The following is a 26,365-nucleotide window of genomic DNA, read 5'->3' as shown; positions in this document are numbered from 1 at the left end:
AGCACGTGCGGGCCGCGATGGCGACGCTCCCGCCGCTGGCCGACGCGCTGCGGACCGCGTGGTCGCGGCAGGGCAGGGCCGCGGCGTTCCGCGCGGCCTACGAGGCGATCACGCGGTGGCGCGCGGACCTCGCGCACCGCACGCGGCGACGCGTCGGGGTCGGGCTGGCCGACGAGCCCGACCGGTACCTGCTGAGCATCGACGAGGGCGGCCCGAACTACGACCGGCTCGGGTACGTGGGTCGGCTCCGGGAGAAACCGTTCTGGCACGGGGAAAGCCGGACCTACCGGGGTGGGCTGGCCACCCCGGCGCTCCGGATCACGGTGCGGTACGGGCAGGTGGCGCTCGACCGGTTCGCCGCCGAGCGCCATGACGGGGACACGCTGCGCAACCTCGTCACGCTGCCCGACGGCACGACGATCGTCGGGAACAGCCTGGTGCGCGGGGCCGCCGCGCGGCGGGTCGCCGCCGACCTCGTCAGGCGGATCGCGCGGCGCGGTGTCGACGCGAGCCGGATCGAGACCGGCGGGGACCCGGTCTACGCCGTCACCGCGCCGGACGCCAACCGGGCGCGGTTGTTCGAGGTCGCCATGACCGTGCTCGGGGACGCCGCCCCGCACGACGTCGGCGCCTGGCAGACCGCGCGTTACCTGCTCTACCAGGCGCCGCTGACCAAGAAGGGCAGTGACGCGGTCATCAGGACGTTCCTCGTGACCGCGGGCACCTTCCTGCTCGACGAGCCGCCGGTGCTCGAGCAGGACGTGGACCTCCGGTGCATCGTCGCGGGCCAGCGGGCGGCGACCGTGATGCCCCCGCGACCCCGCGTGAGCTACGAGCCCGCGCGGAAGCCCTGCAGGGACGGCAGTGCGTTGCCCGACCAGTCGAACATCGTGAGGTTGTCGTTCGGGTTGCCCTCGCCGGGCGACCAGCCGACGCCGGGGAGCCAACCCGGTTCCCAGTCGAAGAAACCGGCGCCGCGCGAGCCGGGGACGGCGGCCAGGACGTTGCGCAGCTCCTCGAAGTAGGCCGCCTGACCGGACTGCGTCGCCGGGAACCGGGAACCGTCCGGGAGCTGGCTCGTCGACGTGATGAAGTTGCCGAGGCTGTCGCCGTTGCCCAGCGTCCACGGGTAGGACGTCTCCGCGAGGACGAGGTCCTTGCCGTAGCGGGAGGACAGGTCGTTCAGGTTGGACCGCAGCGCCGACAGCGAACCGTGCCAGAACGGGTAGTACGACAGCCCGATGACGTCGAACGACACGCCCTGGGCCACGATGCGGTCGTAGAAGTACCGCGAGCCGCCGTTGTCGCCGCCCCGGTCGATGTGGACCATGATCGACGGGGCGCCTGCGTCACGCGCGCCCGCGATACCGGCCTTGAGCAGCGTCGCGAACTCCGACCAGTGTTCGCCGTCGGAGCGGTAGATCTGGCCGAGCGGGAACAGCATGCCGCTGGTGATCTCGTTGCCCACCTGGACCATCGACACCGGGCTGCCCTGGCGCGAGAAGGCGGAGACCGCGTCGCGGGTGTAGTTGCGGACGGTCGTCGCCAGGGTGGACAGGTTCTGGCCGGACCACGCCGACGGGGTCGCCTGCTTGCTCGGGTCGGCCCAGAAGTCCGAGTAGTGCAGGTCCAGCAGGATCCGCAGGCCTGCCTGCTGCGCCCGGCGGCCCAGGGTCAGGGCCGAGGACAGCGTGCTGTAGCCCGACGGCGGCGAGTTCCACACACGCAGCCGCACGTAGTTCGAGCCGCGGCCGGCCAGGATCTGCTCGATCGGCCTGACCGTTCCGCTGTCCCGATAGGACTTCCCGGCAGACTCCTCCTGCAGGGTGAAGGAGATGTCGGCGCCCCGGATGCGTGGGCCGGTCGCCGCGAAAGCGGGTGGCACCACCAGTGTGCCGAACGCGGCCGCCAGGGGGGCGGCCAGAAGGGTTCGCCTGCGCATCGCTCACTCCTTTGTGGATTCACGCTGACTCCCTGATCACCAGCTCCGTGGGCAGGATCACCGCGGCGTTCTCGTCACCTTCGACGAGGCGCAGCAGCAGTCGTGCCATCTCAGTGCTGATCCGTGCCCACGGCTGGCGGATCGTGGTCAGCGGCGGGTGGCAGGCCGCCGCGATTCTCGAGTCGTCGAAGCCGGCCACCGCCACGTCCTCGGGGACGCGGCGGCCGGTCCTGCGCAGTGCCGCCAGCGCGCCGGCGGCCATCAGGTCGGAGGCGACGAACACGGCGTCCACGTCGGACGCCTGTGCCAGCAGCCGGTGCAGGGCGGCCTCGCCGCTCGCCTGCGTGTAGTCCCCGGAGACCACGAGCGACTCGGGCACGTCGCCGAGCACGTCCCGGTACCCGGCGAGGCGGTCGACGCCGCCCGGCGTGTCCGGCGGTCCGGTGACCACGCCGATGCGCCGGTAGCCCTGGGACCTGAGGTAGGTGACCATCTGGCGGGCGCCGTCGCGGTCGTCGGCGGCCACATAGGACACGTCGCGCTCGTGGCCGAGCGGGCGGCCGCACACCACGACCGGCACGTCCTGTGCCAGCAGCTCGTCGACGATCGGGTCACCCCGGTGCGTGGACACGAGCAGCACGCCGTCAGCGTGACCGGCGGTCACGAACCGGCTCACCCGCTTGCGTTCCTCCGAGGTGCCCGCGAGGGTCAGCAGGACCGTGACGTCGTTGTCCGCCAGGGCCTGTGTGCAGCCGTGGAGCAGCAGGTGGAAGTTGGGGTCCTCGAACAGCCGGTCCTGCGGCTCGGAGAGCACGAACGCCACCGACATCGCCCGTTGTGTGGCAAGGCTTCTCGCGTGGGGGTTGACCACGTAGCCGGTCTGGCGGACGGCCTTGTCGATCGCCGCCTGCGCGGCCCCGCTGACGTTGCGGCCGCCGTTGAGCGCACGCGACACCGTGCCCCGCGAGACGCCGGCGGCGTGGGCCACGTCGTCCATCGTCGGGCGTCTGCGCCGCAGCCTGCTCACCCCTTCACCGCCCCGGTCATCAGGTCGATCCGCCAGTACCGTTGCAGTGTCAGGAACAACGCCACCAGCGGCAGGACCGACAGCAACGCGCCGGTGATCACCAGGTTGTACAGCGCGGGCTGGGCGTTGCCCTGCTTGAGCATCGTGACCAGGCCGACCGTGAGCGGGAACTTCCGGTCGTCGCCGAGCATGATGTAGGGCAGCAGGAAGTTGTTCCAGATCGCGACGAACTGGAACAGGAACACGGTCACGAGTCCCGGCACCATCATCGGCAGCGCCACGGTCAGGAAGATCCGCAGCTCCCCGGCGCCGTCGGTCCGCGCGACCTCGATGACCGAGTCCGGCACGGCCGCCGCCGAGTACACCCTGGCGAGGTAGATGCCGAACGGGCTGACGATGCCGGGCAGCAGCACGGAGAGGTACGTGTCGGCGAGCCCGAGCTTGGCCAGCAGCAGGTACTGCGGCACCGCCAGCACCACGCCCGGCACGAGGATCCCGGCCAGCAGCACGTTGAAGACCACGCCACGGCCGGGGAACGTGTACTTCGCGAGCGTGTAGCCGCTCAGGCCGGACAGGCCGGCCGACAGCGCCGCGCCGACCCCCGCGTACAGCGCGGTGTTGGCCGCCCACCGCCAGAACAGCCCGTCCCGGTAGGTGGCGAGCCGCGAGATGTTGTCGAACAACGCGCTGCCCGGCACGAACGTCGAGGAGCTGAACAGCTCCGAGGTGCCCTTGGTCGCGGCGATCACCACCCACGCCACCGGCAGCAGGCAGTACGCCGCGCCGAACAGCAGGATCACCGAGGCGAGCCGACCGGGCCGGGTCACCGCTCCTCCCCCGCGAACGCGCGCCTCGCGATCACGCGCAGGAACGCCAGTGAGAGCGTCAACGTCACCGCGGCGACGACGACCGAGCCCGCCGCGGCGGAGTGGATGTCGCCCCGCACGAACGCGTCGCTGTAGATCTTCATCAGCGGCGTCCACGTCGACGGCAGCGCGTTGGTCAGCGGCTGCAGGGTGGTCGGCTCGGTGTACACCTGCAGCGTGGCGATCACCGTGAAGATGCTCGTCATGATCAGCGCGGGCAGCACGAGCGGTGTCTTGACCCGCAACGCGATCTGCCGCTCGCTCGCGCCGTCCAGCCGTGCCGACTCGTACACCTCGGCGGGAATCGCCCGCAGCGACGTGAGGATCACGACCGTGTTGAACCCGACCCCGCCCCACAGCCCGATGTTGGCCACCGCGAACAGCAACCCGGGTCCCAGCAGGCCGTCCGGTACCGGCAGCGGGGTGAGCGAGGGCAGGTAGAGGAAGCCCCAGAGCACGCTCGCCACCACGCCGGGTACCGCGTACGGCAGGAAGATCGACAGCCGGCTGAACCGCGCGAACCGCACCTTCGGCCGGTCGAGCAGCAGCGCGAACAGCAGCGCCAGTCCGATCATGGTGGGCACGAGCACCGCGCCGTAGGCGAGCACCCGCAGCGCGCCGCGCCAGAACTCGGGCTGTGCCAGGGCTTCCCGGTAGGTGCTCAGGCCGGCGAAGACCTCCGTGCGGGCACCGCGCCCGAGGCCGAGCCCGCTCACCTTCGCCCGGTGCAGCGACAGGTACACCGTGTACCCGACCGGCACCAGCACGGTGAGGGTGAACAACAGGATCGCGGGCGCGAGGAACACGTACGGCACCGCGCGCCTGCCGGGCCGCCCGGGCACTACTCCTCGACCTTGAAGCCGGTCCTGCGCATGTCGTCCACCGTGGACTTCTGCATCGAGGCGACGGCGTCGGCGAAGGGCGTCCGGTCGGTGATCGCCCTGCCGAAGGCGTCCTTGTAGGTCTGGTAGGTGACGTTCACGTCGGGGCCCCAGGTCCAGCCGGCCGCGGTGTCGGCGATGTCCTTGGCCGTGACGTAGAAGTCCGGCTGGTTGGGCATGAACGCGGGCGGTTCGGCCAGCGCGGGACCGGACTGGCCGTCACGGGCGGCCGGGTAGAGCGCGCCCTCGGTCACGAGCCCCGCCGTCGCCTCCGGATCGGTGTCGAGCCAGACCGCGAACTCGGCCGCCGCCTCGACGTGCGCCGACTTCGCGGACACCGCGGTCGACGAGCCGCCCCAGTTGCCGGTGCGGTTCTCGCCTGCCGACCACTGCGGCAACGGCGCCATCGCCCACTTGCCCCGGGTGCCGGCCGCGACGTCGCCCAGCACGCCCGGCGCCCAGATCGCGCTGGGCCAGGCGAGGAGCGTGCCGTCGCCCAGCGCCTTGTTCCACTCCGGGGTGTACATGGGCCTGTCGTCGATCACACCTTCGGCGACGAGGCCGCCCCAGTAGTCGGCGACCTTCCTCGTCGGCTCGTCGTCGATGCCGACGGTCCAGGTGTCGCCGCCGACCTTCCACCACTGCGCACCCGCCTGCTGCGCGAGCCCGGCGAACCAGCCGGGATCGTTGGCGGAGAACGTGGTCAGGTGGCTCGTGGTGGTCTTCGCGCGCAGTGTGCGGGCGGTCTGGGCGAACTCGTCCCAGGTCCTGGGCACGGTCAGGCCGTACTGCGTGAAGAGGTCCGCGCGGTAGTAGAGCATCATCGGGCCGCTGTCCTGCGGGATCGCGTACACCCCCTCGGTGCCGAGGGTGACCTGCTGCCAGACACCGCCCGCGAACGCGTCCTTCGCGTCACCGGCGTACTGGGCGAGGTCGGCGACCGCGTCGTTGCTGACGAAGGTCGGGAGCGCCTGGTACTCGGCCTGGAACAGGTCCGGCGCGTTGCCTGCCTTGGCGGCGGTCAGCACCTTGGTGACCAGCTCGTCGCCCTGCGACTGGCGGCTCACGGTGACGTGGATGTCCGGGTGGGTGGCGTTCCACCTGTCGACGACCTTCTCGATGTCGGTCGCCCAGGTCCAGAAGGTCAGCTCGACCTTGCCGCCGTCGTCCGACCCACCCGAGGAGCAACCGGACAAGACGGTCGCGAGCAGCACCAACCCAGGGAGCAGGGAACGCATCACACGGCCTCGTTTCGCGTCGTTGCGGAGTGGTTGAGGAGTTGTGAGCGCTCCCAGTTTTGGTGCTTCCCGTGAGCGTGTCAAGGCCCATACCTCGTGGCCAGCGGCAACGTGGTGGACTGTGAGCGCTCACAGCATCGACTCCCCGTGGCCGGGTGACCACGGGAAGCGCAACACAGCGAGACCCGGCCGCACGCACAGCGGGCACACAGCCGGGCCGCCTTGTGTTGAGGTCACGGGCGGCGCCACGGCCGCCAACCGAGACGAGGAGTGCGGCAGCATGTCGACCGAATGGGGCGCGCGGAGCGCCGAGCCGGAACGCCGGTGGCCGGTAAGGAAGCTGGTGATCGCGGTCGCCGTCGCGGTCGGGATCGCCGGTGCGGGCACGGTCGCCGTCTACGCGGCCAGTGACTCGACGTCCTCCTCGGCCTCACAGCAGGGGCCGGGTGGCGGCACGGGCGGGCCGGGAGGCATGGGCGGCGGCCCGGGAGGCGGCGGGATTTCCCAGGCACTGCACGGCGAGTACGTGGTGTCGGACGGGAACGGCGGCTACGGCACGGAGTTGACGCAGAACGGCGAGGTGATCGCGGTCAGCGACACGTCCATCACGGCGAAGAGCGACGACGGCTACACCAGGACGTACGTGATCGACTCGGACACGGTGGTCGGCGACGGCGCCACGGACCTGTCGAGCATCGCGACCGGGGACGACGTGATGATCGTCGCGACCGTGTCCGGCGACACCGCGACCGCCGAGTCGCTCGCCGAGGCGGGCACCGGCCAGCTGGGTCATCCGCCCGCCCAGCAGGGCAGCTAGGCCATGACGAGTACACGGCAGCAGGGACTGCGCAGGATCGCGGGCGTGACCGCGGCCGTCGCCGTCGCGGGCATCGTGGGCACGGTCGCGGTGGCGTGCACGGTCGGCGACCAGTCGGACAGCTCGGGCACCTCGGGTACCTCCGGCGGCTCGTCGTCCTCTTCGGACAGTTCGTCCTCGGACGACTCGGGCACGTCGCGGAACGGCGGCGACTACAGCGGCGGCGTCTCCGGCGACACGTCGGGCGGCGGCGCCGACGCGGGCTCGGGAGGATCGTGATGGCGACGGCACGGTGGCGGGTGTGGAGCACCAGCGCGAGCGTCGTGGTCACCGAGGCGGACGCCCTCGCCCCGGCGCGGGAGCTGGTCGAGGCGGAGCTGGCCGCGGTCGACGCGGCGTGCAGCCGGTTCCGCGAGGACTCCGAGCTGGCGCGTGCCGAGCGGGAGGGTGGGCCGGTGACGGTGAGCCCGCTGCTCGCGGAGCTGGTCGGCGCGGCGCTGGCCGCGGCGACGCGGTCCGGCGGCGACGTGGACCCGACACTGGGTGCGGACCTGGCACGCCTCGGCTACGACCGGGACATCGCCGAGGTCCGGGACGGGCCCGCGGTCCGGACCCGGGTGGGGCGCACGACGTCGTGGCGGGACGTGGGGCTGGCCGGGCGCACGCTCACCGTCCCGCCGGGCACGCGGCTCGACCTCGGTGCGACGGCGAAGGCGCTGACCGCGGACCGCTGCGCCCGGCTGGTCGCCGACCGCCTCGGCACCGGCGTCCTCGTGGAGCTGGGCGGTGACATCGCGACCGCGGGCCCGGCACCGCACTGGCGGATCCACGTGCGGGACCGCCCGACCGACCCGGAGACCACGGTCCGGGTCACGCCGGGCACCGCGATGGCCACGTCGAGCACGACCAGCAGGAGCTGGCGGCGTGGCGGGCTGCTGCTCCACCACGTCCTCGACCCACGCACCGGCATGCCGTCGAACCGGGTCTGGCGCAGTGTCACCGTCGCCGCCGACACCTGTGTCGTCGCCAACACGCACAGCACGGCGAGCCTGGTCCGCGGCGCGGACGCGGTCGGTGCGCTGAGCCGTGCTGGCGTGGCCGCGCGCCTCGTCGACAGGGCGGGCCGGGTGCATGTGCTCGGCGGGTGGCCGTCATGAGCACCGACGCTCTCTGGTACCTCGGGCGCGGGTCCGGTGTCGTGGCGCTGGTGCTGCTGACGGTCTCCGTCACGCTCGGCATCGGCACGCGGTCCGGGCGGCCCGCGCCGTGGCTGCCGAGGTTCGCGGTCGCGGCACTGCACCGCAACACGAGCCTGCTGGCCGCGGTCTTCCTGGTGCTGCACGTGGTCCTGCTGCTGTTCGACCCGTACGCGCAGCTGGCCGTCGTCGACACCGTGTTCCCGTTCCTCGCCGGGTACGCGCCGTTCTGGGTCGGGCTGGGCACGCTCACGCTGGACCTGCTGGCGGCAGTCGTGGTCACGAGCCTGCTGCGCCACCGGATCGGACACCGCACGTGGCGGGCGATCCACTGGAGCGCCTACGTCTCGTGGCCGGTCGCGCTCGTGCACGCGCTCGGCGCGGGCAGCGACGCGGGCACGGTGTGGTTCCTCGTCCTCGCGGGCGTGTGCTCGGTCGTGGTCGCGTGCGCGCTGTCGTGGCGGCTGTCGACGAGCTTCACCGAGCACCCGATCCCCCTGGAGATGTCCCGATGACCGCCTCGACCGACACCGGCATGCTGCTCGGCGCCGACACTCCCACACTCGCCGCCCACCGCGCACGCAGCGGCCCGATCCCCTGGCGTGGCGGCCCGGGGCGGCTCGTCGCCGAACTCGAGACGGCCGGGCTCACCGGCCGGGGCGGTGCGGGCTTTCCCGCGTGGCGCAAGGCGGCCGCCGCGGTCGGTGGTCAGGCGCCGGTCGTGGTCGCCAACGGCGCGGAGGGCGAGCCCCTGAGCCGCAAGGACATGGCGTTGCTGCGGACCAACCCGCACCTGGTGCTCGACGGGTTGCAGCTCGTGGCGGAGGCGGTCGGCGCGACCGAGGCCTACCTGTACGCGCCCGAGGAGGTCGTGGTCGAGGACCGCCGGGACCGCGTGCCGGTCCGGGTCGTGCACGCGCCGGAATGGTTCGTCGCGGGCGAGGAGTCCTCGGTGGTCGCCGCGATCGAGGGACGTCCCGCGCTGCCCCGGTTCCGCACCACACCCGTCCCGGTGTCCGGAGTGGACGGTCGGCCGACGGTCGTGCACAACGTCGAGACGCTCGCGCACATCGCGATGATCGCGCGCCGCGGGCCCGCGTGGTTCCGCCGCACCGGGACGCGGGAGGAGCCGGGCACGATGCTCGTCACGGTCAGCGGACACGTTGCCGCGCCAGGGGTGCACGAGGTGCCGGTCGGCCTCCCGCTCGACGAGCTGGCGCCCTCCGGCGTGGTGCTGGTCGGCGGTTTCCACGGGGTGTGGGTGCCTGCCGGGCCGACTCCCCTGTCCCGCGCCGGTCTGGCGCCCTTCGGCGGCACTCCCGGCGCCGGCGTCGTCCACGCGCTGCCGCCGGACAGCTGCCCGCTCCGGTTCGCCGCCGAGGTGACCCGTTTCCTGGCCGACCAGAACGCGAAGCAGTGCGGGCCGTGCCTCAACGGGCTGCCCGCGGTCGCCGCGACGATGGCGGCCCTCGCCGAGGGACGGGCTTCCTCCCGAGGGCTGGAGTGGTTGGCCCGCCTGGTGACGGGCCGCGGCGCGTGCCACCACCCCGACGGCACCGCGCGGTTCGTCCGCAGCACGCTCGCCACGTTCGCCGCCGAGGTCGCCGCCCACGAACACGGCCACTGCCCGACCGAGGAGCACCCATGACCCGCCTGCACATCGACTGGACCGCCTGCGACGGGCGGGGACTGTGCGTCGAGCTGCTGCCCGAGGTCCTCGACCGCGACCCGTGGGGATACCCGATCCCCCACCGGCAAGGACCGGTCGAGGTGCCGGACCACCTCACCTCGCACGCGGAGAAGGCCACCACGCTGTGCCCGCTCCTGGCGCTGCGGCTGGGTGACGAAGGCTCCCGTCAGCACGTTCGGCGCTGACCGGCGCCTGCGGGTCATCCGCGCGGACTACCCGGCATCGTCCGCTTCGGGGATGTGGCCGGTGTCCGTGGCGGGCCAGTATCCCTTGGCGTCGGGGGACAGGCCCCCGCGTGACACGAAGGGATCGCTGATGGGGGTAAGCAGAAGGAAGATCGGCGGCGTCCTGCTGGCCGCGACGCTGGCCGTGGGTCTGACCGGCGGCACGGCGAACGCGACCGGAGACGGCAGGAACGACCTGCGGCAGGCGATGTCGTCGCTGACCGAAGCCGGCATCGCGGGCGTGCAGTTACGCATCCACGACGAGCAGGGCGACTGGACGGGCTCGGCGGGCGTGCGTGAGCTGTCCGGCGGCAGGGTGGCGACCAACGGTCGGTTCCGGGTCGGCAGCATCACCAAGTCGTTCGTGTCGACGGTGGTCCTGCAGCTGGTCCGGGAGGGGAAGGTGGTGCTGGACAGGCCGGTCGCGGACTACCTGCCCCAGTACGGCTTCGACCCGCGGATCACCGTGCGCATGCTGCTGCGCCACGAGAGCGGCCTGTTCAACTACACGGGCGAGGGGCACCCGGACGGCACCGTCGAGCCGGGCATTCCCCTGTTCGGGCCGGACTTCGTGGCCAACCGCTTCAGGTCCTACACCCCGGACGAGCTGATCGCGGTCTCGCTGTCGAAGCCGGCACGGTTCGCGCCGGGAACGTCGTGGTCGTACTCCAACACGAACTACATCGTCGCGGGGCAACTGATCAGGAAGGTGACCGGCACACCGTGGGAGTTCCAGGTGCGCCGGCGGGTCATCGAGCCGCTCGGCCTGCGTGGGACGGTGATCCCCGGCAACTGGGCGGGACTGCCGGACCCGCACGCGCACGGCTACTACACCTACCGCGACGGGGGACCGCTCACGGTGGTCGACGCGACCAGGGTCAACCCGAGCTGGGCCAACTCGGCCGGGCAGATCATCTCCACGACCCGGGACCTGGACACGTTCGTCTCGGCGCTCGCAGGCGGGCGGCTGCTGCCACCGGACCTGCTGGCGCAGATGACCGCGTCGTCACAGTTCGCGCCCTACGGCCTCGGGTTGGAGCTGCTGGACGCGGGCCCGACCTGCGGTGGTGTCCACTTCGGACACACGGGTGGGCTCCACGGGTTCCAGTCGTTCATGTTCACGACCCCGGACCGCTCGACACGGATCGAGATGTCGCTCACCTCGGGCAACGCGGACCTCGACGACCCCGCCGTGGCGGCCAGGGTCATCGAGGCGCTGAACAACGTGCTGCTCACGGCGTTCTGTGACAGCCCGCCCGCGGACCGCACGCTGGGCGTGCCGTTGGCGGCCTGACGGCCCTTCCTGGAGGGCCCTTCCCGGGGCCCTTCAGGAAACCGGGCGACCTGCCTGGATCACGGTACGGTCCTCGCCCCACAGCAGGGACGGGGTGTCGAACGGGTTTCCCGGCAGGACGACCAGGTCGGCCACGCAGCCCACCTGGACGCGGCCGAGGTCGGGGCGGCCGACGAGGGTCGCGTTGACCGAGGTGGCCGAGCGCAGCGCGTCGAGCGGGCCGTCGACCTCGACCTGGAGGCGGATGCCGTGGAGCTGCTCGTCCTCCAGCTCCCCCATCAGGTCGGTGCCGAAGCCGACCCGGACGCCTGCCTCGCGGGCCAGCCGCACCGCCTTCGCGCCCGCGTCGAGCACCTCGAGGTTCTTCTGGGCCGACACCGGGGAGAGGCCGACCTCCTTGCCACGCCGGGAGATCGCGTCGTAGGTCGCCAGGGTCGGCACCAGGAAGGCGTTGTGGCTCGCCATGAGCGCCGCGGTCGGCTCGTCCATGAGGTTGCCGTGCTCGATGGAGCGCACGCCGTTGGCCACCGAGTGCCGAATGGCCTCCGGCGAGTACGAGTGGGCGGCGACGTAGCTGCCGCGTCTGCCCGCCTCCTCGGTGGCCGCGCGGATCTCCTCCGCCGAGTACTGCGGCACGCGGATCGGGTCGGACAGGGACATGACGCCGCCGGAGGTCATCATCTTGATCGCGTGCGCGCCTCGGCGGAACCGGTCGCGCACGGCGGTGCGTACCGCGTCGACGCCGTCGACGACCTCGGTGGCGTGGGCGTGGCACCCGCAGACGTCGAGGTCGACACCGCGCGGGTCGCCGTGCCCGCCCGTCTGGCTCAGTGCCGCGCCGGTGTAGAGGTAGCGCGGCGACGGGACGAGGTGCTCGTCGATCGCCTTCGCGAGGCCCGCGTCACCGCCCGCCACGTCGCGGACCGTGGTGAAGCCGCGGCGCAGCGTCCGAGCGAGCCTGCGTGCACCGGCGAGCGCCACGTAGCTGAGCGGCCGTCCCTCGATCCCGAGCATGTCGAGGGAGATGCCGTAGGCGTGGAAGTGCGCGTCGATCAGTCCGGGTAGGACGGTCCCACCCCTCGCGTCGACGACCCGGTCCGCGCGGAAACTCCCGCCGATAGCGACGATCCGGCCGTCCTCGAGGTGCACGGGGCCGTCCACGAGGTCGGCGGACTCGCCGTCGAAGACCGCGGCGTTCACAATCGACAGGCTCATGGCACCGAACCTAGCACCCCGCCCCTACTCGGCCCAGATGGTGCGGACATGGCCGATGTGGCGGCGCATCAGGTCTTCCACGCCGTCGGTGTCGCCCGAGGACAGCAGGTCCAGCAGCTCCGCGTGCTCGTGGGCCGACGGGACCAGTGCGTCGCGGGAGGCGAGGGTCCGCAGGCCGTAGATCCGCGAGCGCGCACGCAGGGAGCGGACCGTCTCCACCAGGCGGTGGTTGCCGGACAGGGACAGGAGCCTCAGGTGGAACTCCATGTCGGCGTTGACGTGGGCGATCAGGTCCCGCCGGCCCGCGGCGTCCTCGATCTCCGTTGCCAGCGCCCGCAGTTCGCCGAGCACCGCGTCGGGGACACCCGTCTCGGCTATCCGGCGGACGGTGGGCACCTCGATCAGCGCGCGGAGCTCGCTCAGCTCGTCGAGGTCCTTTTCGGACACCTGCGTCACCCGGAAGCCCTTGTTGCGGACGGTGTCCACCAGACCCTCGTTGGCAAGGTCCAGCATCGCCTCCCGGACCGGGGTGGCCGAGACGCCGAACTGGGCGGCGAGGCTCGGCGCCGAGTAGACCACGCCGGGCCGCAGCTCGCCCGAGATCACCGCCGCCCGCAGTGTCCGGGTGATCTCCTCACGCAGGCTGCGGCGTCCGGCCAGCGCGGGAAGTGTCAACGCGTTCTCCCCGCTCACGGCCGGTTCTCCCAGCCGGTCGCGGCGATCACCAGGTCCTCCCAGGCCATGCCGACGCTCTTGAACAGCCTCGGGCGCGACATGTCGACCTTCGCCTCGCCCCGCACGAGGCCTGCGAGGCACACCAGCGTGTTCGGGTCGAACACGCCTGCCGCCAGCGGCTGGACCACGTCGCCCGCCTCACGCAGTGCGGCGCTGCGGGCCTCCACCACGACGGTCGACGCGCACACGGTGCGGTCGTCGACCTCGCGGACGTTCGGCTCGTGCGAGCCGACCGCGACGACCGTGGCCCCGCGCTGCAGCATGCCGCCGTTGAACAGCGGGGTGCGTGCCGTCGTCGCGCACACCACCACGTGTGCCCTGGCCACGTCGACCGTCGAGCCGGCCCTGCCGTCCACCGAGGACGCGAACTCGGCCGCGTGGGAGCGCCCGACCACGATCACCTCGTCGATCGGCCGGACGGTGCGGATCGCCGCGACATGGCCCCGCGCCTGGGGACCGGTGCCGAACACCACGAGGCACGACGCGTCCGGCGAGGCCAGCAGGTCGACCGCGAGCGCGGACACGGCCGCCGTGCGTGAGATGGTCAGCGTCGCGCCGTCCACGATCGCCAGCGGGGCCAGGGTCTCGCCGTCCAGCAGCATGTACATGCCCTGGATGCGGGGCAGGCCAAGCGACGGGTTGTCCGGCGCGACGGTGCCGACCTTGATGCCCGCGTACCGGCCCCACTCCGCGGGCATCAGCATCATCTGACCGTGCTCGACCGGCACGAGCGACCGCGCCCACCCCGCCTCCGGGTCGAGGCCGTCGCGGAGCGCGGCGCGGATGGCCGCGATGGCCGACCGCTCGTCCGGGAGGGTGTCCAGGAACGGGATCACAGCTGGAACCCCTCCGGGAACGGGTCGTCGGGGTCGAGGAAGTACTGTGCGGTGCCGGTGAGCCAGGCGCGGCCGGTGATCGTCGGCACCACGGCGGCCAGGTCCCCGACCGTGGTCGCGGAGACCAGCCTGCCGGTGAAGTGCGTGCCGATGAACGACTCGTTGCGGAAGTCGGTATGCAGCGGCAGTTCGCCCCGCGTGTGCAGCTGCGCCATCCGCGCGCTGGTGCCGGTGCCGCACGGCGAACGGTCGAACCAGCCGGGGTGGATGGCCATCGCGTGCCGGGAGTGCCGTGCGGTGGAGCCGGGTGCGGCGAGGTAGACGTGGTGACAGCCCGCGATCTCCGGCTGTTCCGGGTGCACCGGGCGGTTCTGCTTGTCGATCGCGTCCATGATGGACAGTCCGGCGTCGAGCAGCCGTTGTCCCGCCGCGCGGTCGAACGGCAGCCCGAGCTGGTCGAGGTCGAGGATCGCGTAGAAGTTGCCGCCGAAGGCCATGTCGTAGCGCACGTCGCCGAAACCGGGCACGTCGACGGTCTGGTCGAGTGCGACGGTGAACGACGGCACGTTCTGGATGGTGACCGCCTTCGCGACCCCGTCCGCGACCGCGACCTCCGCGACGACGAGACCGGCCGGGGTGTCGAGTCGGATGGTCGTGACGGGCTCGGTCACCTCGACCATGCCCGTCTCCACCAGGACCGTGGCGACGCCGATGGTGCCGTGCCCGCACATCGGCAGGCAGCCGGACACCTCGATGAACACCACACCCCAGTCGGCGTCGGGCCGGGCGGGCGGCTGCAGGATCGCGCCGCTCATGGCGGAGTGGCCGCGTGGCTCGTTCATCAGCAGTCGGCGCAGGTGGTCGAGGTGGGAGATGAAGTACAGGCGCCGGTCGAACATCGTGTCGCCGGGGATGACGCCGACGCCGCCGGTGATCACCCGCGTGGGCATGCCCTCGGTGTGGGAGTCGACGGCGTGGAAGACCCGTTTCGCCCGCATGTCAGGAAAGCCCTTCCGCGAGCGCGTGCTCGGTGGCCAGGCGCACGGCCGCCTCGTGTTCCGGCGTGAGCGCCACGCGGGGCTGGCGGCACGGCCCGCCGTAGCGGCCCACGATGTCCATGCTGAGCTTGATGGCCTGCACGAACTCGGTGCGGGAGTCCCAGCGCAGCAACGGGTGCAGCAGCCGGTAGAGCGGCAGCGCCTTGTCGAGGTCACCCGCCGACGCGGCCTCCCACAGCGCCACGGTGGAGTCCGGCAGCGCGTTGGTGAAGCCCGCGATCCACCCGACCGCGCCCGCGACGGCCAGCTCCAACGCCACGTCGTCGGCACCGCACAGCACGTCGAGGCCGGGGGCCAGCTCGTGGATCCGGTACGGGCGCCGCACGTCGCCGGTGAACTCCTTGACCCCGACGATCAGCCCCTCGTCGTACAGCTGGGCGAGCAGCTCGGGGACCAGGTCGACCTTGGTGTCGGTGGGGTTGTTGTAGGCCACGATCGGCAGGCCGACCTTGGCGACCTCGCGGTAGTGCGCGATCACCGCGCGCTCGTCGGCACGGTAGGTGTTGGGCGGCAACAGCATCACGGCCTTGGCACCCGCCTCGCCCGCGTTCTCGGCCCAGCCCCTTGCCTCCGCGGCGCCGTACGCGGCGACGCCGGGCATCACGGTGAAGCCCTCCGGGGCGGCGTCGATGGCCGTGCGCACCACCCTGGCCCGCTCCTTGGGCGGGAGGGTCTGGTACTCACCGAGCGAGCCGTTGGGGGTGACGCCGTGGCAGCCGTGCGCGGCCAGCCACGCGACGTGCTCGGCGTACCGGTCGAGGTCGACGGCGAGCGATTCGTCGAACGGCAACGCGGTCGCCACCAGGACTCCGTGCCACGGCTTGGTCATCGTTCCTCCACATGTTGTCGCGCGAGCTCTCCGAGAGTGACCGGTTGTGCGATGGGCCGGGTGGCCATGCCCCGCAGGCCGTCGGCGGTGACGGGCCGCGACACCAGGCAGGCGGTGGCGTACCCGCACACCCTGCCCTGGCACAGCCCCATGCCCGGCCGGGCGACGAGCTTGACGGCACGCGGGTCCGTCGCCCCGAGATCCACGATGGACCGGCGGATCGTCGCGGCCGACACCTCCTCGCACCGGCAGACGAGCGTGTCGTCGGCCAGCCAGGTCTGCCAGCCGGGCGGGACGGGGTACGTGCGGTGCATGGCGGCCGCGAACGCCCGCAGGGCCGCGCGCCGCCGCAGTACCCTGGCGTCCGGCTCGGCGCCCGCCGCGTGGCGGCCCGCCAGCTCACCCTCCACAAGGGACAGTTGGACGCCGCCGATCCCGCAGACCTCGCCGGCCAGGAAGACGTCGGGCACCGAGGCCCGCTGCCGGTCGTCCGCGGTGGCGACCAGGCTGCCGTCGAGGTCGAGGTGGGTGGCGCAGCCGAGCTGGAGCGGGATCTCCAGCTGTGGCGTGAACCCGTAGCCGACGGCCACGGTGTCGCACTCGAGCTCGCGGTGCGACACGACGTGCCAGTCCCGGTCGAGCGTCGCGACGGTCACCGCCCGGACCTGGTCGTCGCCGTGCGCGGCGACCACGGTCTGCCTGGTGTGGAACGGGATCCGGCGCTTACGCAGGACCCGCAGGTAGCCTGCGCCCTCGGCGAGCTTGCCGGGGTTGCGCAGCACGGCGGCCGGGCGACGCGTGAACCCGAGCGGCGAACCTGCCTCGAACACCCCCAGCACGCGGGCACCCGCGCGGGCGAGCCCGGCGGCGACGGGCAGCAGGAACGGTCCGGTTCCCGCGACGACCACCCGGTCCCCCGCGACGACCCCGTGGCCCTTCAGCAGGGCCTGCGCGCCACCGGCCGTGAACACCCCCGGCAGGGTCCAGCCCGGGAAGGGCACCTGCCGGTCGTACGCGCCGGTCGCCACGATCACCTTGCGGGACAGGACCTCGCCGGCGGACGTGTGCGTGGTGAAGCCGTCGTCGGTGCGTTCGACGTGCCAGATCGCGTGCCCTGCCCGGAAGTCGAGCGGGACGTCGGTGAAAGGCCGCAGCCCGGCGGGTTCCGCGCCGTCGCGGTGGCGCCAGTACTGCCCGCCGACCCGGGACGCCGAGTCGACCAGCGTGACCCGTGCGCCTGCCCGGTGCGCGGCGACCGCGGCGGCGAGCCCGGCCGGACCGGCGCCGAGTACGGCGATGTCAGCGACCACGGCCGGTGCCCTCCTGCGATGCGACCTCGTCGCCGTCGCGGACCTCGGTCAGGCAGGCCCGCAGGTTGGGCGTGCCGTTCACCACCACGAGGCAGTCGTAACAGATCCCGATGCCGCAGAACACGCCACGTGGCGCACCGGCGTGCCTCGTGGTCCGCCAGGACCGGTGGCCCGCCGCGATCAGCGCCGCGCCGACACTCTGGCCCGGCACCGCGGTGACGTCCTCGCCGTCGAAGCTGAAAGTGCTCATGCCGCCCCCTCGCCGACTCCGTGGCACCGGAACGCTCCGCAGGCTCCGCTCATGCGAACCGGTCCGGTCGGAAGGGGGTCAGGTCGAGGTCGGGTGTCGCGCCGGTGAGGGTCTGCGCGACGAGGTGGCCGGTGGCGGCGGCGAGGCCGATGCCCGCGCCCTCGTGACCGCACGCGTGCACGAGCCAGGGCACGCGTGGGTCCGGGCCGATCACCGGCAGGTGGTCGGGGCAGTACGGCCGGAACCCGAGGTAGCCGCGCAGCAGGTTCACCTCCGCGAGGAACGGGAACAGGTCCACCGCCTGCGCGGCGAGCTTTCGCACCACCGGCAGGGAGAACGTGCGGTCGAACCCGACGCGTTCGCGGCTGGCGCCGATCAGCACGGTGCCCGCCCGTGTGCCCTCGACGACCACGGACGTCTCGAGCCCGGCGTCGTCGCTCGCCACGTTGGCCACGTAGTCGGCGGAGTAGACCTTGTGCCGGACGAGCGGCGGCAGCGGCTCGGTGACGAGGATGAACCCCCGGCGGGGCAGCACGGGCACGGGGGCACCGGCCAGCATCGCGACCGCACCGCCCCACGTGCCCGCCGCGTTGACGACCCAGCGTGCGGACAGCTCCCCCGCGCTGGTCCGCACGCGGGTGATGTCCTTGTCCCGGCGCAACTCCAGCACCTCGGCCCCGGTCCGCACGACCGCACCCCTGGCACGCGCCGCACGCAGCAGTGACGCGGCGGCGAGCATGGGCTGGACCTGCGTGTCCTGCGGGTAGAACACGCCACCCGCGACGTCCGGGGTCAGACACGGCTCCAGTTCGCGCGGGTCCACGGTCTCCGTGACGACCCCGCACGCCCGTTGCTTCGCCGCCAGCTCGGTCAGCCCCGCCAACGCCTCCGGCGTGCGGGCGACCACGACGCCGCCCTTGGCCTCCAGCTCGAAGTCGCCGTCCAGCTCCGCCCACAGCCGCACCGACAGCAGCGCGAGGTCCAGCTCCGGGCCGGGATCCTTGTCGGACACCAGGATGTTGCCCTCGCCCGCGCTCGTCGTGCCGCTCGCGACCGCGCCCCGGTCGACCACCCCGACCCCGAGCCCGACGGTCGCGCAGTAGTACGCACACGCCGCGCCGACCATTCCGGCGCCGATGACTAGCACGTCCACCTCAGTACTATGTCACATTGCACTGTGACATAGAAGGGTCTTGTCAGCAGGCCTGTCAGGTAGATTAAGTGAGGCTAACCTCACTACAGGGTGACCACTTCTTCGGCCCGGTCACGCTCGACGGTCAGGAGCCACGCGGTGTCCGCGATGTCGTCCGGGTCCAGGGTCCGCGGCGACACGTCGCCGTACTGCTCCGGGTTCGAGGCCACGTACCGGTGGATGTCGCCGCGTGCGATGAGAGCACCGATCGTCAGGGTGCCCGCGTAGACCCCCGTGCCGGTCAGCCCGGCGTTGAGCGTGACGGCGTAGGTGCGCAGTGCGGCGGACGACAGCGCCAGCGCACCGAGGAACGGCATGGGCACCACGGAGCTGAGGCCGCCGGCGAACAGCAGGCTGCCCGTGCCCCGGGAGACCATGCCGGGCAGCACCCGGTTGACGGCGTCGATGGCGGGGTGGACGCCTGCCATCGCCTCGCGCACCTCCTCGGAGGTGGTCTGGGTGATGCCGCCCGGCCTGGGTGCGTCGAGGTCGCGTGCGCCGGGGCCGTAGTAGAGCAGGTCCGGTGCGCCGAGCCGGGTCTCGATCGCGTCCAGCGTGGCCTCGAGTTGGGCGCGGTCGTGGACGTCGGCGGTGAAGGGTTCGGCTCTGATCCCCTTGTCGGCCAGGGAGGCCACGTAGTCGGCGTGCCGGTTCGCCGAACGCGAGACGAGGGCGACGGCGTACCCCTCGCGGCCGAAGCGGTGGGCGACGGAGAGGCCGAGACCGGGGCCGACCCCGATGACGACGGCGGTGCGTGACATGGACGAGCCTTTCGCTGCGCTAATCCGAGGACACCCTCGACTTACGGCGGCGACGCTACCACAAGTCGAGGGTATCCTCGATTTCATTAGACTGTGGCCATGGCGAACCCCAGGCCGTTGCGGGCCGACGCGGCCCGCAACAGGGAGAAGCTGCTGGCCGCGGCCACGCAGCTGTTCGGGGAACGCGGCCTCGACGTGCCGCTGGAGCACATCGCGCGGCGGGCCGAGGTCAGCATCGGCACCCTGTACGCGCACTTCCCCACCCGGGACACGTTCTTCGAGGCGATCTTCCCGGAGCGGTTGACGGAGCTGGCGACGCTCGGCGAGCGGGCACTGGCCGACCCGGATCCGTGGCACGGCTTCGTCGGGTATCTCGAGGGCGTGTTCGCGCTGCACGCCAGGGACCGCGGCCTCAACGAGGTGCTGGTCAGGGACCTGCCGAACGCCAGGGGCGTCGTGGAGTCGTGTCACACGGGCGCAGGACACGCCGCCGAGCTGGTCCGCCGCGCGCGGGAGAGCGGCCGACTGCGGGCGGACTACACGACCGGCGACGTGGCCACCCTGACCCGCGCGATGGCCCAGGTGATCCGCGACTCGCTGGACACCGACCCCACCGAATGGCGCCGCTTCCTGGCGATCTACCTGGCAGGCCTGCAGTCGACGAGCACCTGAGGGCCCCGGACGGGCGATGCCGTCCGGGGCCGTCCCGGCTTTGTCACCAGCCGGTGTTGCCGGGTCCTCTCGTGATGGCGAAGCCCGCGTTGTTGGCCAGTGCCGGGCCCCCGTTGCCGGAGACCGTGACGTTGCCGAACGTCCCGCTGCCCGGGGTGTTGAACTCCATGCCGATCGTGCCGGTGCCGTTGAACGCCACGCGCTCGACGGTCAGGTTGTTGATCGGCTGCTGCCAGCTCGTCAGCAGGCCCTGGTAGGTGCTGTCGTTGACCGTCAGGTCGCGCAGCACGACCGCGCCGGTCATGGCCGTCGTCGGCGCGTACAGCCACACCGCGCCCAGGTCACTGCCCCAGTCGAGGCTGTGCGTGCCCGTGCGGGTCAGCGTGTTCCGCGCCACGGTGGTCGTGCCGCTGAACGGGGTCGCGTCGTGCCAGTTGGACACCGTGACGCCCGAGCCCTGGAACACCGTGTCGGTGATCGTGTTGTCCTCGACGCGGTTGTTCGCACCGCCGTAGACCGCCGCGCCGTTGGCCAGGATCGGGGTCGCCACGGTGTTGAACGCGAACACGCTGTCGCGGACCGTGCCACCCGCCCCGGCGTAGGACCACATCGCCAGCGCGTCGTCACCCGTGTTCCGCAGCGTGCTCTGCTCCACGCGCACGTTCGTCGCGTTGCCGTTGACGTTCACGCCGTCCGCCATGGTGTTGCGCAGGCGGACCGCCGACACGTACAGGCCGTTCGTGTTGCCCTTCACCCACAGGCCGACCTTCGCGTGGTTGGTGGCCACGTGGTGGATCAGCGAACCCGTGCCGAAGTCGCCCTCGAAGGCCGCGTCGGAGTTCGGGGCGCCGTCCGGGTCGCGGGTGGTGACGTCGCCGTCGAAGGTGAAGTCGGCCAGCTGCACGTTGCCGCCGCCCGCCATGAAGCCGCCGCGCCGGTTGATGCCCTGCAGGACAGTGTGCCAGATGCCCGCTCCGCGCACGCTCACAGTCGCCACATCCAGCAGGCCGCTCACGACGTACCGGCCTGCCGGGAGCCACACTCCCCTGGTGCTGTTCGACTGTGCCGCCGAGATGGCGGAGCGGATCGCGTTCGTGTCGTCGCCGCTGTCGTTCGGGACCGCGCCGTAGCTGTTGACGTTCACGTAGCCGGTCGGGGCGGTCAGTGCGGGGTCGGCCACCTCGGCGTCCAGCAGGTCGACGGTGATCGAGTCCGCAGCGGTGGTCTCCTTGGCGAGCTTCAGGACCGTGCCCGCCGGATAGGTGGTGGGCAGCAGCACGCGGGAGTCGTCGAAGTAGCGGTGCTGGCGTTCCCCACCCGGAGCGCCCGCGAACGGGTAGGGCCCGTACATCCAGGTGTACTTCGACGTCAGCGTCAGGTCGGTGACCTTGGTGGCACCCGCGTACACGGCCAGTGGGGCGGTGATGCCGGTGCCCGCCGCGTTGTCGGGGATGCTGGCGCGCACGGTGATCGCGTTGGCCGGCTTGGTGAGGGTGACCTGCACGTACTGGCTGCCGGTCAGCTCGACCGCGCGACGGCCGGACGCCTCGGCCTGCCTGGTCGTGTAGGTGCGGTCGGCGGCGAGGACACGGCCGTTGGTGCTGCCCGCCTCGGCCTCGTAGGTGGTGTACGGGAGGGTCGCGCCCCGGGTGGCGAGCGCGGTGGTGCCCGCGACGGCCACGTTGTCGAGCTGCACGCCGCCGGTGTCGCCCTGGTCGACCTGGTAGCCGACCAGGTTCACGCCGGCCCGCAGCGGCACGTTGCTGCTCGCGGTCTGCCAGTCACCGGCGGGAAGTGTGACCTGCGTCTGCCGCAACCCGTTGACGTACAGGGAAAGCGTGCGACTGCCGCCGGTCGCGTTGCGGAACCGCAGCGTCGCGGCCTGCGTGCCGGCGGTGGACGCGTTCACGGTGCGGATGACGCGGGCGCCGACCGCCAGGCCCGTGACGAAGCCGGAGCCGGTGTAGCCCGAGACGTCCGTGCCGACGGTCGCGCCACCGGACAGGAACGCGGTCTCCAGCTCGCCGCCCGTGGCCGGGAGCGCCGTGGTGAGCACGAGGTTGTCCACGTTCACGTTGCCGTTGTCGGCGGTCCCGTACCGGAGCGCGATCGTGTTGGTGCCCGCGTTCAGCGTCACCTGTTCGGTCGTGCTGGTCCAGGTGTCCCAGTTGGCGGTGGCCGGCAACGCGATCTGCCGAGTGGAACCGTTGACCAGCAACGACATCGTGCGGGTGGCGCCCGTGCCGTTGGCGTAGCGGACGGTCAGGTTGTGGTTGCCGGACGTCGCGCCGGCGACCGTGAACGTGGCGGTCGCGTTGCCGCGGTTGGCGTCCACGAACCCGCCGACGTAGCCGGTGCCGGAGTAGCCGGGGTGTTCGGACTCCACGACGGCGCCGCCGGACAGCGTCGAGGACTCCGCCTCGAGCCCAGGCGCGGCCGGAAGTGCGGCGACGGCGAGGTTGTCGAGGTTCACGTTGCCGTTGTCGGCCATGCCGTAGCGCAGGACGACCGTGTTCGTGCCCGCCGTCAGGGTCACGGTCTGGTGCGTGGTGCCCCAGGTGTCCCAGTTCGACGTCGCGGGTAAGGAGATCTGGCGGCTGGTTCCGTTGACCACCAGCGACATCGTGCGGGCGGCGCCCGTGCCGTTGGCGTAGCGGATGGTCAGGTCGTTACCGCCGGAGGTGACGCCGGTGAGTGTGAAAACGGCGGTCGCGTTGCCGCGGTTGGCGTCGACGAAACCGCCGACGTAGCCGGAGCCCGTGTAGCCGGGATGTTCCGACTCGACGCGGGCGCCGCCGGCGAGCTGTGGCGCCTCGGCCTCCTGGGAGGTGGCGGCCGAGGCCACCACGTCACCGGCGACCACACCGGCCGCCGCGATGAGGGCGGCAAGGACCGCCGTGAGAGTTAGCTTCAACATCGTTGTCGGCTCCTCGTGTGCAGGGGACTTCAGCCTTTGACCGCACCCTCCAGCGCGCCGCCGCGCAGGAAGAGGCGTTGGAAGACAAGGAAAAGCGCGATGGGGATCACCGAAGAGATGGCGAGTGCGGCGAGGAAGACGTCCAGTTCGACGTACCGCTGGAGCGCGGGCAGCCGCACCGACAGCGGCTGCATCGCCGGGTCGGGCAGCACCAGCAGCGGCCAGAGGAAGTCCTTCCAACTGGCCACGACCGCGAACACGGACACGACGCCGATGATCGGCCGGGACATCGGCAGGACCACCGACCAGAACAGGCGGAACGTCCCGGCGCCGTCGACCTTGGCGGCCTCGAACACCTCGCGGGGCAGGTTCGCGAAGAACCGCTGCACCAGCACGACGTTGAACGCGTTGGCGCCGGCGGGCAGCCACACCGCCCAGAACGTGTTGATCATCGAGGCGTTGACGACTGTCAGGTACAGCGGCACGAGCAGCACGATCGACGGGACGAACAGGGTCGCGAGCACGACGCCCATGACCAGCTTGCCGTAGCGGGGTCGGAGCACGGCGAGTGCGTAGCCGGCGGTCGTCGCGACGACCAGCTGCACCAGCCAAGAGCCTGCCGCCATGATCACGGTGTTCGCGAAGTGCTTGTCGATGTCGACCCGTGTCCAGGCCGTGGCCAGGTTCGCGAGGTCGATCCCGTGCGGGAAGATCGCGAGCGGCTCCCGCAGTGTGTCCTGTGTGGGCGTGACCGCGGCCTTGGCCAGCCACAGCACCGGCCCGAGGCCTACCACCAGCAGCGCCGCCAGCAGCAGGCCGTGCAGCACCCGTAGTGGGCGACGTACTCTCGTGGACCTCCATTCGGACGGTGAGACGACTCCTCTCACGACGGCGCCCCCTTGCCTGGCCCCGCCCTGCCCGACGCTACCTCCATGGCAACGTGCGAGCCGTCCGTTCTGCTCCCTGGATCCGTACGAGAGTCCCACTCGTACGTCGGGCCCGGGTGAGAGTCCCATTCGTGCGGCCGGTCCCAGGTCAGCTGCCGTCCAGGATAGTCCTGGTTTGCTCCGCTCACGACGTGCTCCACGATCGGGTGATGCGGAAGTACACCACCGAGAGCACGGCCAGCACCGCTGCCAGCATCAGGCTCAGCGCGGTCGCCTTGCCGTAGTCGCCGCCGAGGCTGTCCGCGAACGCGTAGTCGTAGATCAGCAGCAGCACGGTCGTCGTGGCCTTCGCCGGGCCGCCGCCGGTGAACAGGAACGGCTCCAGGAACACCTGTGCGGTGCCGATGATCTGCAGGATGAACGTGACCAGCAGGACGTTGCGCAGGTTCGGCAGCGTCACGTGCCAGACCCTGCGCCACACCGACGCGCCGTCGATCTCGGCCGCCTCGTACAGCTCGGGTGGCACAGCCGCCAGCGCCGCCAGGTAGATGATCATCGTGCCGCCCGCGGCGGCCCACGTGGCCTCCAGTACGAGCGACGGCATCGCGGAGTCGGCGTTCTGCAGCCACTGCAGCGGTCCCAGTCCGACCGCGCCGAGGATCGTGTTGAACACGCCGGTCGTGCCCGCGTCGAAGAAGAACTTCCACAGCAGCACCGCGACCACCGGCGGCACCACGACCGGCAGGTACGCCAGGGCGGCGAACAGGCCGCGTCGTTTGCGGACCTCGCTGATCAGCACGGCCGCCACCAGCGGGATCGGGTAGCCGAACAGCAGTGCCAGCGCGGCGAACCAGAGCGTGTTCCGCACCGCAGTCCACAGTAGAGGGTCGGCGAGCACCGCGGCGAAGTTGTCGAGGCCGACGAACTCCGCCGCGGCGACCAGGTTCGTCTCCTGGACGCTCATCACCACGGACTGGATGATCGGGCCCCACGAGAAGAACCCGAACACCACGAGCAGCGGCAGCAGGAACAGCAGCGTCGAGAGCCCGCCGCCCCGCACCCAGCTGCGTGGGCCGCGCCGCCGCCGCGGCGCACGCGGAACGGGTGCGTGCACCGGGCGGGTCTCCAGCGTGACGGCCATGGTCTCAGCCCCGGTCGAGCAGTGCCTGTGCCTGCGACTGCGCGTCGGCCAGCAATGCCTTGACGTCCGCGTCCTTGTCGGTGAGCACGGTCTGCACCACGGTGTCGAGGATCTTGTAGACGTCCTGTGTGGACTTCGCGGGTTCCGGCACGAGTGGCTGGTCGAACATGCCGGACGTGTACGGCTCCAGCTGGTCGACCGGCACGTTGACGTAGTCGGCGATCCACTTCTGCTGTGCGTCGTAGGTGGCGCGGTCGAGCACCGGCAGGTCGGGCGTGCCGACCGGTTGGCCGGAGTCGGACTGTGTCTTCGCGTTCAGGACGGCCGCGTCCTTGTCGGTGAGCTTGCCCACGTAGAAGAAGTCGATCCACTGGACGGCCGCCGCGCGGGTCTTCTCGCCCGTCTTCGGGCTCACCACCGCGAGGGTGCCGCCGCCGAGCACTCCTGCGTCCCCGCCCTTCGCGAGCGGGAGGACGGTGACGCCGTAGTCCTGTGGTTTCAACGCGTTCTGGGTCACCAGGTTGCCGTAGTTGCCGCCGCCGGACACGTACATGCCGATGCGGCCTGCCGCGAAGTCCTGGTTGATGCCTGCCCAGTCGTACAGGAAGTTGGCGCCCATGCTGTTGTCGTCCCACCGCATGGACCGCATCAGGTCGACGGCCTTCGCCATCTCGGGGGTGTCGATGGTCGCGGTCGCCTTGTCGCCCTTGAGTTCCTCGGCGCGGCCGCCGTACGCGTAGTCCAACGTGGTCAGGATCCAGCCGCCGGTGTTGTCGGTGGTCATCTGGGCGTAACCGGCCTGTCCGGTGCGTGCGGTGATCTGTTTCGCCGCGACGCGCACTTCGTCCCAGGTGGACGGTGGGTCGTCGGGGTCGAGGCCCGCCTGCGTGAACAGCGTGCGGTTGTAGTGCAGTGCCTGGCCGTACGCGGCGATCGGCACCGCCCACTGTGTCCTGTCGGTCGACTGGCCCGCCTTGGCCACGTTGGGGTTGAACGACTTCGCGTAGGGCAGCTTCGCGACCTCGCCGCTGACGTCCGCGATCTGCTTGCGTTCGATCAGGCCCCGGCCGTCGGTGAACGGGACGGTGAACACGTCCGGGATGGTGCCGCCCGCCAGCTGCGAGGTGAACGTCGCGGCCGTCCACGTGTACTCCTGCGGCCGGATGTCGACGTCGGAGTGTGCCGCCTCGAACTGCGTGACCCGCTGGTTGAACGCGTCGATCGCGTTCTGCTCGAGGCCGGCGTCCATGGCGACCTCGACGACGATCTTGCCGTCGGCGCTGACGTCGTCCTCGCTCCGGCCGCCGCCGGAGCCGCACGCGGACAGCACCAGGACCAGCGCTATCCCGGTGGTGATCACGGAAGACTTCATTGTCGCTCCAGGTGG

Annotated in this window: 26 protein-coding genes; 8 read left to right on the top strand and 18 right to left on the bottom strand. The window is 71.6% G+C overall.

All coding sequences use genetic code 11. From position 1 onward, the window contains the following. Window positions 1–829: 829 nt before the first annotated feature. From CLV71_RS00410 to CLV71_RS00390, 5 genes are read right to left on the bottom strand one after another with little or no spacing between them, the layout of a single operon-like run. Complete coding sequence (locus CLV71_RS00410; protein ID WP_133900536.1) at window positions 830–1,942, bottom strand: glycoside hydrolase family 53 protein; 1,113 nt, start codon at window positions 1,940–1,942, stop codon at window positions 830–832. 19 nt (window positions 1,943–1,961) lie between these two features. Continuing rightward, window positions 1,962–2,969 (bottom strand): LacI family DNA-binding transcriptional regulator, encoded by a 1,008-nt coding sequence (locus tag CLV71_RS00405; protein ID WP_243866113.1) that lies wholly within the window; start codon window positions 2,967–2,969, stop codon window positions 1,962–1,964. Further along, window positions 2,966–3,796, bottom strand: coding sequence for a carbohydrate ABC transporter permease (locus CLV71_RS00400; RefSeq protein WP_133900535.1), 831 nt, complete (start codon window positions 3,794–3,796; stop codon window positions 2,966–2,968). The genes CLV71_RS00405 and CLV71_RS00400 overlap by 4 nt, the downstream gene beginning before the upstream one ends. After that, window positions 3,793–4,677: a carbohydrate ABC transporter permease gene (locus CLV71_RS00395; protein ID WP_133900534.1), complete on the bottom strand. Its 885-nt coding sequence runs from the start codon at window positions 4,675–4,677 to the stop codon at window positions 3,793–3,795. Before CLV71_RS00395 ends, CLV71_RS00400 begins: the two co-directional genes overlap by 4 nt. Beyond that, window positions 4,677–5,954 carry an ABC transporter substrate-binding protein gene (locus tag CLV71_RS00390; RefSeq protein ID WP_133900533.1) on the bottom strand — a complete coding sequence of 426 codons (1,278 nt, stop codon included), beginning with the start codon at window positions 5,952–5,954 and terminating at the stop codon, window positions 4,677–4,679. The genes CLV71_RS00395 and CLV71_RS00390 overlap by 1 nt, the downstream gene beginning before the upstream one ends. 280 nt (window positions 5,955–6,234) lie before the next feature. On the opposite strand from CLV71_RS00390, the gene CLV71_RS00385 reads away from it, so the two are divergent. From CLV71_RS00385 to CLV71_RS00355, 7 genes are all read left to right on the top strand, one after another. Beyond that, window positions 6,235–6,771: a hypothetical protein gene (locus tag CLV71_RS00385; protein ID WP_243866111.1), complete on the top strand. Its 537-nt coding sequence runs from the start codon at window positions 6,235–6,237 to the stop codon at window positions 6,769–6,771. A gap of 3 nt (window positions 6,772–6,774) precedes the next feature. Further along, window positions 6,775–7,050, top strand: a complete 276-nt coding sequence (locus CLV71_RS00380) for a hypothetical protein (RefSeq protein WP_133900532.1) — start codon at window positions 6,775–6,777, stop codon at window positions 7,048–7,050. Continuing rightward, entirely contained in the window at window positions 7,050–7,928 is an 879-nt protein-coding gene (locus tag CLV71_RS00375; RefSeq protein ID WP_133900531.1) for an FAD:protein FMN transferase, read from the top strand. Before CLV71_RS00380 ends, CLV71_RS00375 begins: the two co-directional genes overlap by 1 nt. Further along, window positions 7,925–8,482 carry a ferric reductase-like transmembrane domain-containing protein gene (locus CLV71_RS00370; protein ID WP_133900530.1) on the top strand — a complete coding sequence of 186 codons (558 nt, stop codon included), beginning with the start codon at window positions 7,925–7,927 and terminating at the stop codon, window positions 8,480–8,482. Before CLV71_RS00375 ends, CLV71_RS00370 begins: the two co-directional genes overlap by 4 nt. After that, entirely contained in the window at window positions 8,479–9,615 is a 1,137-nt protein-coding gene (locus CLV71_RS00365) for an NADH-ubiquinone oxidoreductase-F iron-sulfur binding region domain-containing protein (RefSeq protein WP_133900529.1), read from the top strand. The genes CLV71_RS00370 and CLV71_RS00365 overlap by 4 nt, the downstream gene beginning before the upstream one ends. Beyond that, entirely contained in the window at window positions 9,612–9,842 is a 231-nt protein-coding gene (locus CLV71_RS00360) for a ferredoxin (RefSeq protein ID WP_133900528.1), read from the top strand. The genes CLV71_RS00365 and CLV71_RS00360 overlap by 4 nt, the downstream gene beginning before the upstream one ends. 130 nt (window positions 9,843–9,972) lie before the next feature. Beyond that, window positions 9,973–11,175 carry a serine hydrolase domain-containing protein gene (locus CLV71_RS00355; protein WP_133900527.1) on the top strand — a complete coding sequence of 401 codons (1,203 nt, stop codon included), beginning with the start codon at window positions 9,973–9,975 and terminating at the stop codon, window positions 11,173–11,175. A 33-nt stretch (window positions 11,176–11,208) separates the two neighbouring features. Here CLV71_RS00355 and CLV71_RS00350 read toward each other — a convergent pair whose 3' ends face one another. From CLV71_RS00350 to CLV71_RS00310, 9 genes are all read right to left on the bottom strand, one after another. After that, window positions 11,209–12,390 (bottom strand): metal-dependent hydrolase family protein, encoded by a 1,182-nt coding sequence (locus tag CLV71_RS00350; protein ID WP_133900526.1) that lies wholly within the window; start codon window positions 12,388–12,390, stop codon window positions 11,209–11,211. Window positions 12,391–12,414: 24 nt separating this feature from the next. After that, window positions 12,415–13,083, bottom strand: a complete 669-nt coding sequence (locus tag CLV71_RS00345) for a GntR family transcriptional regulator (protein WP_133900525.1) — start codon at window positions 13,081–13,083, stop codon at window positions 12,415–12,417. Further along, on the bottom strand, window positions 13,080–13,961 hold the full coding sequence (locus CLV71_RS00340) for an ornithine cyclodeaminase family protein (RefSeq protein ID WP_133900524.1): 882 nt from the start codon (window positions 13,959–13,961) through the stop codon (window positions 13,080–13,082). Before CLV71_RS00340 ends, CLV71_RS00345 begins: the two co-directional genes overlap by 4 nt. Beyond that, complete coding sequence (locus tag CLV71_RS00335) at window positions 13,958–14,959, bottom strand: proline racemase family protein (protein WP_133900523.1); 1,002 nt, start codon at window positions 14,957–14,959, stop codon at window positions 13,958–13,960. The genes CLV71_RS00340 and CLV71_RS00335 overlap by 4 nt, the downstream gene beginning before the upstream one ends. A 1-nt stretch (window position 14,960) precedes the next feature. Then, complete coding sequence (locus CLV71_RS00330) at window positions 14,961–15,848, bottom strand: dihydrodipicolinate synthase family protein (protein ID WP_133900522.1); 888 nt, start codon at window positions 15,846–15,848, stop codon at window positions 14,961–14,963. After that, a complete protein-coding gene (locus tag CLV71_RS00325; protein WP_133900521.1) occupies window positions 15,845–17,158 on the bottom strand; it encodes an FAD/NAD(P)-dependent oxidoreductase in 1,314 nt (437 codons plus the stop codon). The genes CLV71_RS00330 and CLV71_RS00325 overlap by 4 nt, the downstream gene beginning before the upstream one ends. Further along, window positions 17,148–17,408, bottom strand: a complete 261-nt coding sequence (locus CLV71_RS00320; RefSeq protein ID WP_133900520.1) for a (2Fe-2S)-binding protein — start codon at window positions 17,406–17,408, stop codon at window positions 17,148–17,150. The genes CLV71_RS00325 and CLV71_RS00320 overlap by 11 nt, the downstream gene beginning before the upstream one ends. A gap of 49 nt (window positions 17,409–17,457) precedes the next feature. Beyond that, window positions 17,458–18,561 carry an NAD(P)/FAD-dependent oxidoreductase gene (locus tag CLV71_RS00315; RefSeq protein ID WP_279588700.1) on the bottom strand — a complete coding sequence of 368 codons (1,104 nt, stop codon included), beginning with the start codon at window positions 18,559–18,561 and terminating at the stop codon, window positions 17,458–17,460. An 83-nt stretch (window positions 18,562–18,644) separates the two neighbouring features. Beyond that, a complete protein-coding gene (locus tag CLV71_RS00310) occupies window positions 18,645–19,361 on the bottom strand; it encodes an SDR family NAD(P)-dependent oxidoreductase (RefSeq protein ID WP_133900519.1) in 717 nt (238 codons plus the stop codon). A 99-nt stretch (window positions 19,362–19,460) separates the two neighbouring features. On the opposite strand from CLV71_RS00310, the gene CLV71_RS00305 reads away from it, so the two are divergent. Then, the gene (locus CLV71_RS00305) at window positions 19,461–20,033 is read left to right on the top strand and encodes a TetR/AcrR family transcriptional regulator (RefSeq protein WP_133900518.1); all 573 of its coding nucleotides are present in this window, start codon (window positions 19,461–19,463) and stop codon (window positions 20,031–20,033) included. A 43-nt stretch (window positions 20,034–20,076) separates the two neighbouring features. On the opposite strand, the gene CLV71_RS00300 is transcribed toward CLV71_RS00305, so the two are convergent. The 4 genes from CLV71_RS00300 to CLV71_RS00285 form a co-directional block, all read right to left on the bottom strand. Then, on the bottom strand, window positions 20,077–22,950 hold the full coding sequence (locus tag CLV71_RS00300) for a CBM35 domain-containing protein (protein WP_133900517.1): 2,874 nt from the start codon (window positions 22,948–22,950) through the stop codon (window positions 20,077–20,079). A 29-nt stretch (window positions 22,951–22,979) separates the two neighbouring features. After that, window positions 22,980–23,777, bottom strand: a complete 798-nt coding sequence (locus CLV71_RS00295; RefSeq protein ID WP_208297316.1) for a carbohydrate ABC transporter permease — start codon at window positions 23,775–23,777, stop codon at window positions 22,980–22,982. A 244-nt stretch (window positions 23,778–24,021) separates the two neighbouring features. Next, complete coding sequence (locus CLV71_RS00290; protein WP_133900515.1) at window positions 24,022–24,978, bottom strand: carbohydrate ABC transporter permease; 957 nt, start codon at window positions 24,976–24,978, stop codon at window positions 24,022–24,024. Window positions 24,979–24,982: 4 nt separating this feature from the next. Next, entirely contained in the window at window positions 24,983–26,350 is a 1,368-nt protein-coding gene (locus CLV71_RS00285; protein WP_133900514.1) for an ABC transporter substrate-binding protein, read from the bottom strand. Between the last annotated feature and the right edge of the window lie 15 nt (window positions 26,351–26,365).

The organism is Actinophytocola oryzae, from assembly GCF_004364325.1.
GTDB classification, from domain to species: domain Bacteria; phylum Actinomycetota; class Actinomycetes; order Mycobacteriales; family Pseudonocardiaceae; genus Actinophytocola; species Actinophytocola oryzae.
This window is presented reverse-complemented; position numbering and strand designations above follow the sequence as displayed.

Excerpts from the sequence above, each read along its gene's own strand:
- CLV71_RS00285 (WP_133900514.1), bottom strand. The coding sequence starts at position 26,350 with ATGAAGTCTTCCGTGATCACCACCGGGATAGCGCTGGTCCTGGTGCTG.
- CLV71_RS00290 (WP_133900515.1), bottom strand. The coding sequence starts at position 24,978 with ATGGCCGTCACGCTGGAGACCCGCCCGGTGCACGCACCCGTTCCGCGT.
- CLV71_RS00370 (WP_133900530.1), top strand. The coding sequence starts at position 7,925 with ATGAGCACCGACGCTCTCTGGTACCTCGGGCGCGGGTCCGGTGTCGTG.
- CLV71_RS00380 (WP_133900532.1), top strand. The coding sequence starts at position 6,775 with ATGACGAGTACACGGCAGCAGGGACTGCGCAGGATCGCGGGCGTGACC.
- CLV71_RS00305 (WP_133900518.1), top strand. The coding sequence starts at position 19,461 with ATGGCGAACCCCAGGCCGTTGCGGGCCGACGCGGCCCGCAACAGGGAG.
- CLV71_RS00385 (WP_243866111.1), top strand. The coding sequence starts at position 6,235 with ATGTCGACCGAATGGGGCGCGCGGAGCGCCGAGCCGGAACGCCGGTGG.
- CLV71_RS00335 (WP_133900523.1), bottom strand. The coding sequence starts at position 14,959 with ATGCGGGCGAAACGGGTCTTCCACGCCGTCGACTCCCACACCGAGGGC.
- CLV71_RS00330 (WP_133900522.1), bottom strand. The coding sequence starts at position 15,848 with ATGACCAAGCCGTGGCACGGAGTCCTGGTGGCGACCGCGTTGCCGTTC.
- CLV71_RS00355 (WP_133900527.1), top strand. The coding sequence starts at position 9,973 with ATGGGGGTAAGCAGAAGGAAGATCGGCGGCGTCCTGCTGGCCGCGACG.
- CLV71_RS00410 (WP_133900536.1), bottom strand. The coding sequence starts at position 1,942 with ATGCGCAGGCGAACCCTTCTGGCCGCCCCCCTGGCGGCCGCGTTCGGC.
- CLV71_RS00360 (WP_133900528.1), top strand. The coding sequence starts at position 9,612 with ATGACCCGCCTGCACATCGACTGGACCGCCTGCGACGGGCGGGGACTG.
- CLV71_RS00365 (WP_133900529.1), top strand. The coding sequence starts at position 8,479 with ATGACCGCCTCGACCGACACCGGCATGCTGCTCGGCGCCGACACTCCC.
- CLV71_RS00390 (WP_133900533.1), bottom strand. The coding sequence starts at position 5,954 with ATGCGTTCCCTGCTCCCTGGGTTGGTGCTGCTCGCGACCGTCTTGTCC.
- CLV71_RS00300 (WP_133900517.1), bottom strand. The coding sequence starts at position 22,950 with ATGTTGAAGCTAACTCTCACGGCGGTCCTTGCCGCCCTCATCGCGGCG.
- CLV71_RS00320 (WP_133900520.1), bottom strand. The coding sequence starts at position 17,408 with ATGAGCACTTTCAGCTTCGACGGCGAGGACGTCACCGCGGTGCCGGGC.
- CLV71_RS00310 (WP_133900519.1), bottom strand. The coding sequence starts at position 19,361 with ATGTCACGCACCGCCGTCGTCATCGGGGTCGGCCCCGGTCTCGGCCTC.
- CLV71_RS00375 (WP_133900531.1), top strand. The coding sequence starts at position 7,050 with ATGGCGACGGCACGGTGGCGGGTGTGGAGCACCAGCGCGAGCGTCGTG.
- CLV71_RS00350 (WP_133900526.1), bottom strand. The coding sequence starts at position 12,390 with ATGAGCCTGTCGATTGTGAACGCCGCGGTCTTCGACGGCGAGTCCGCC.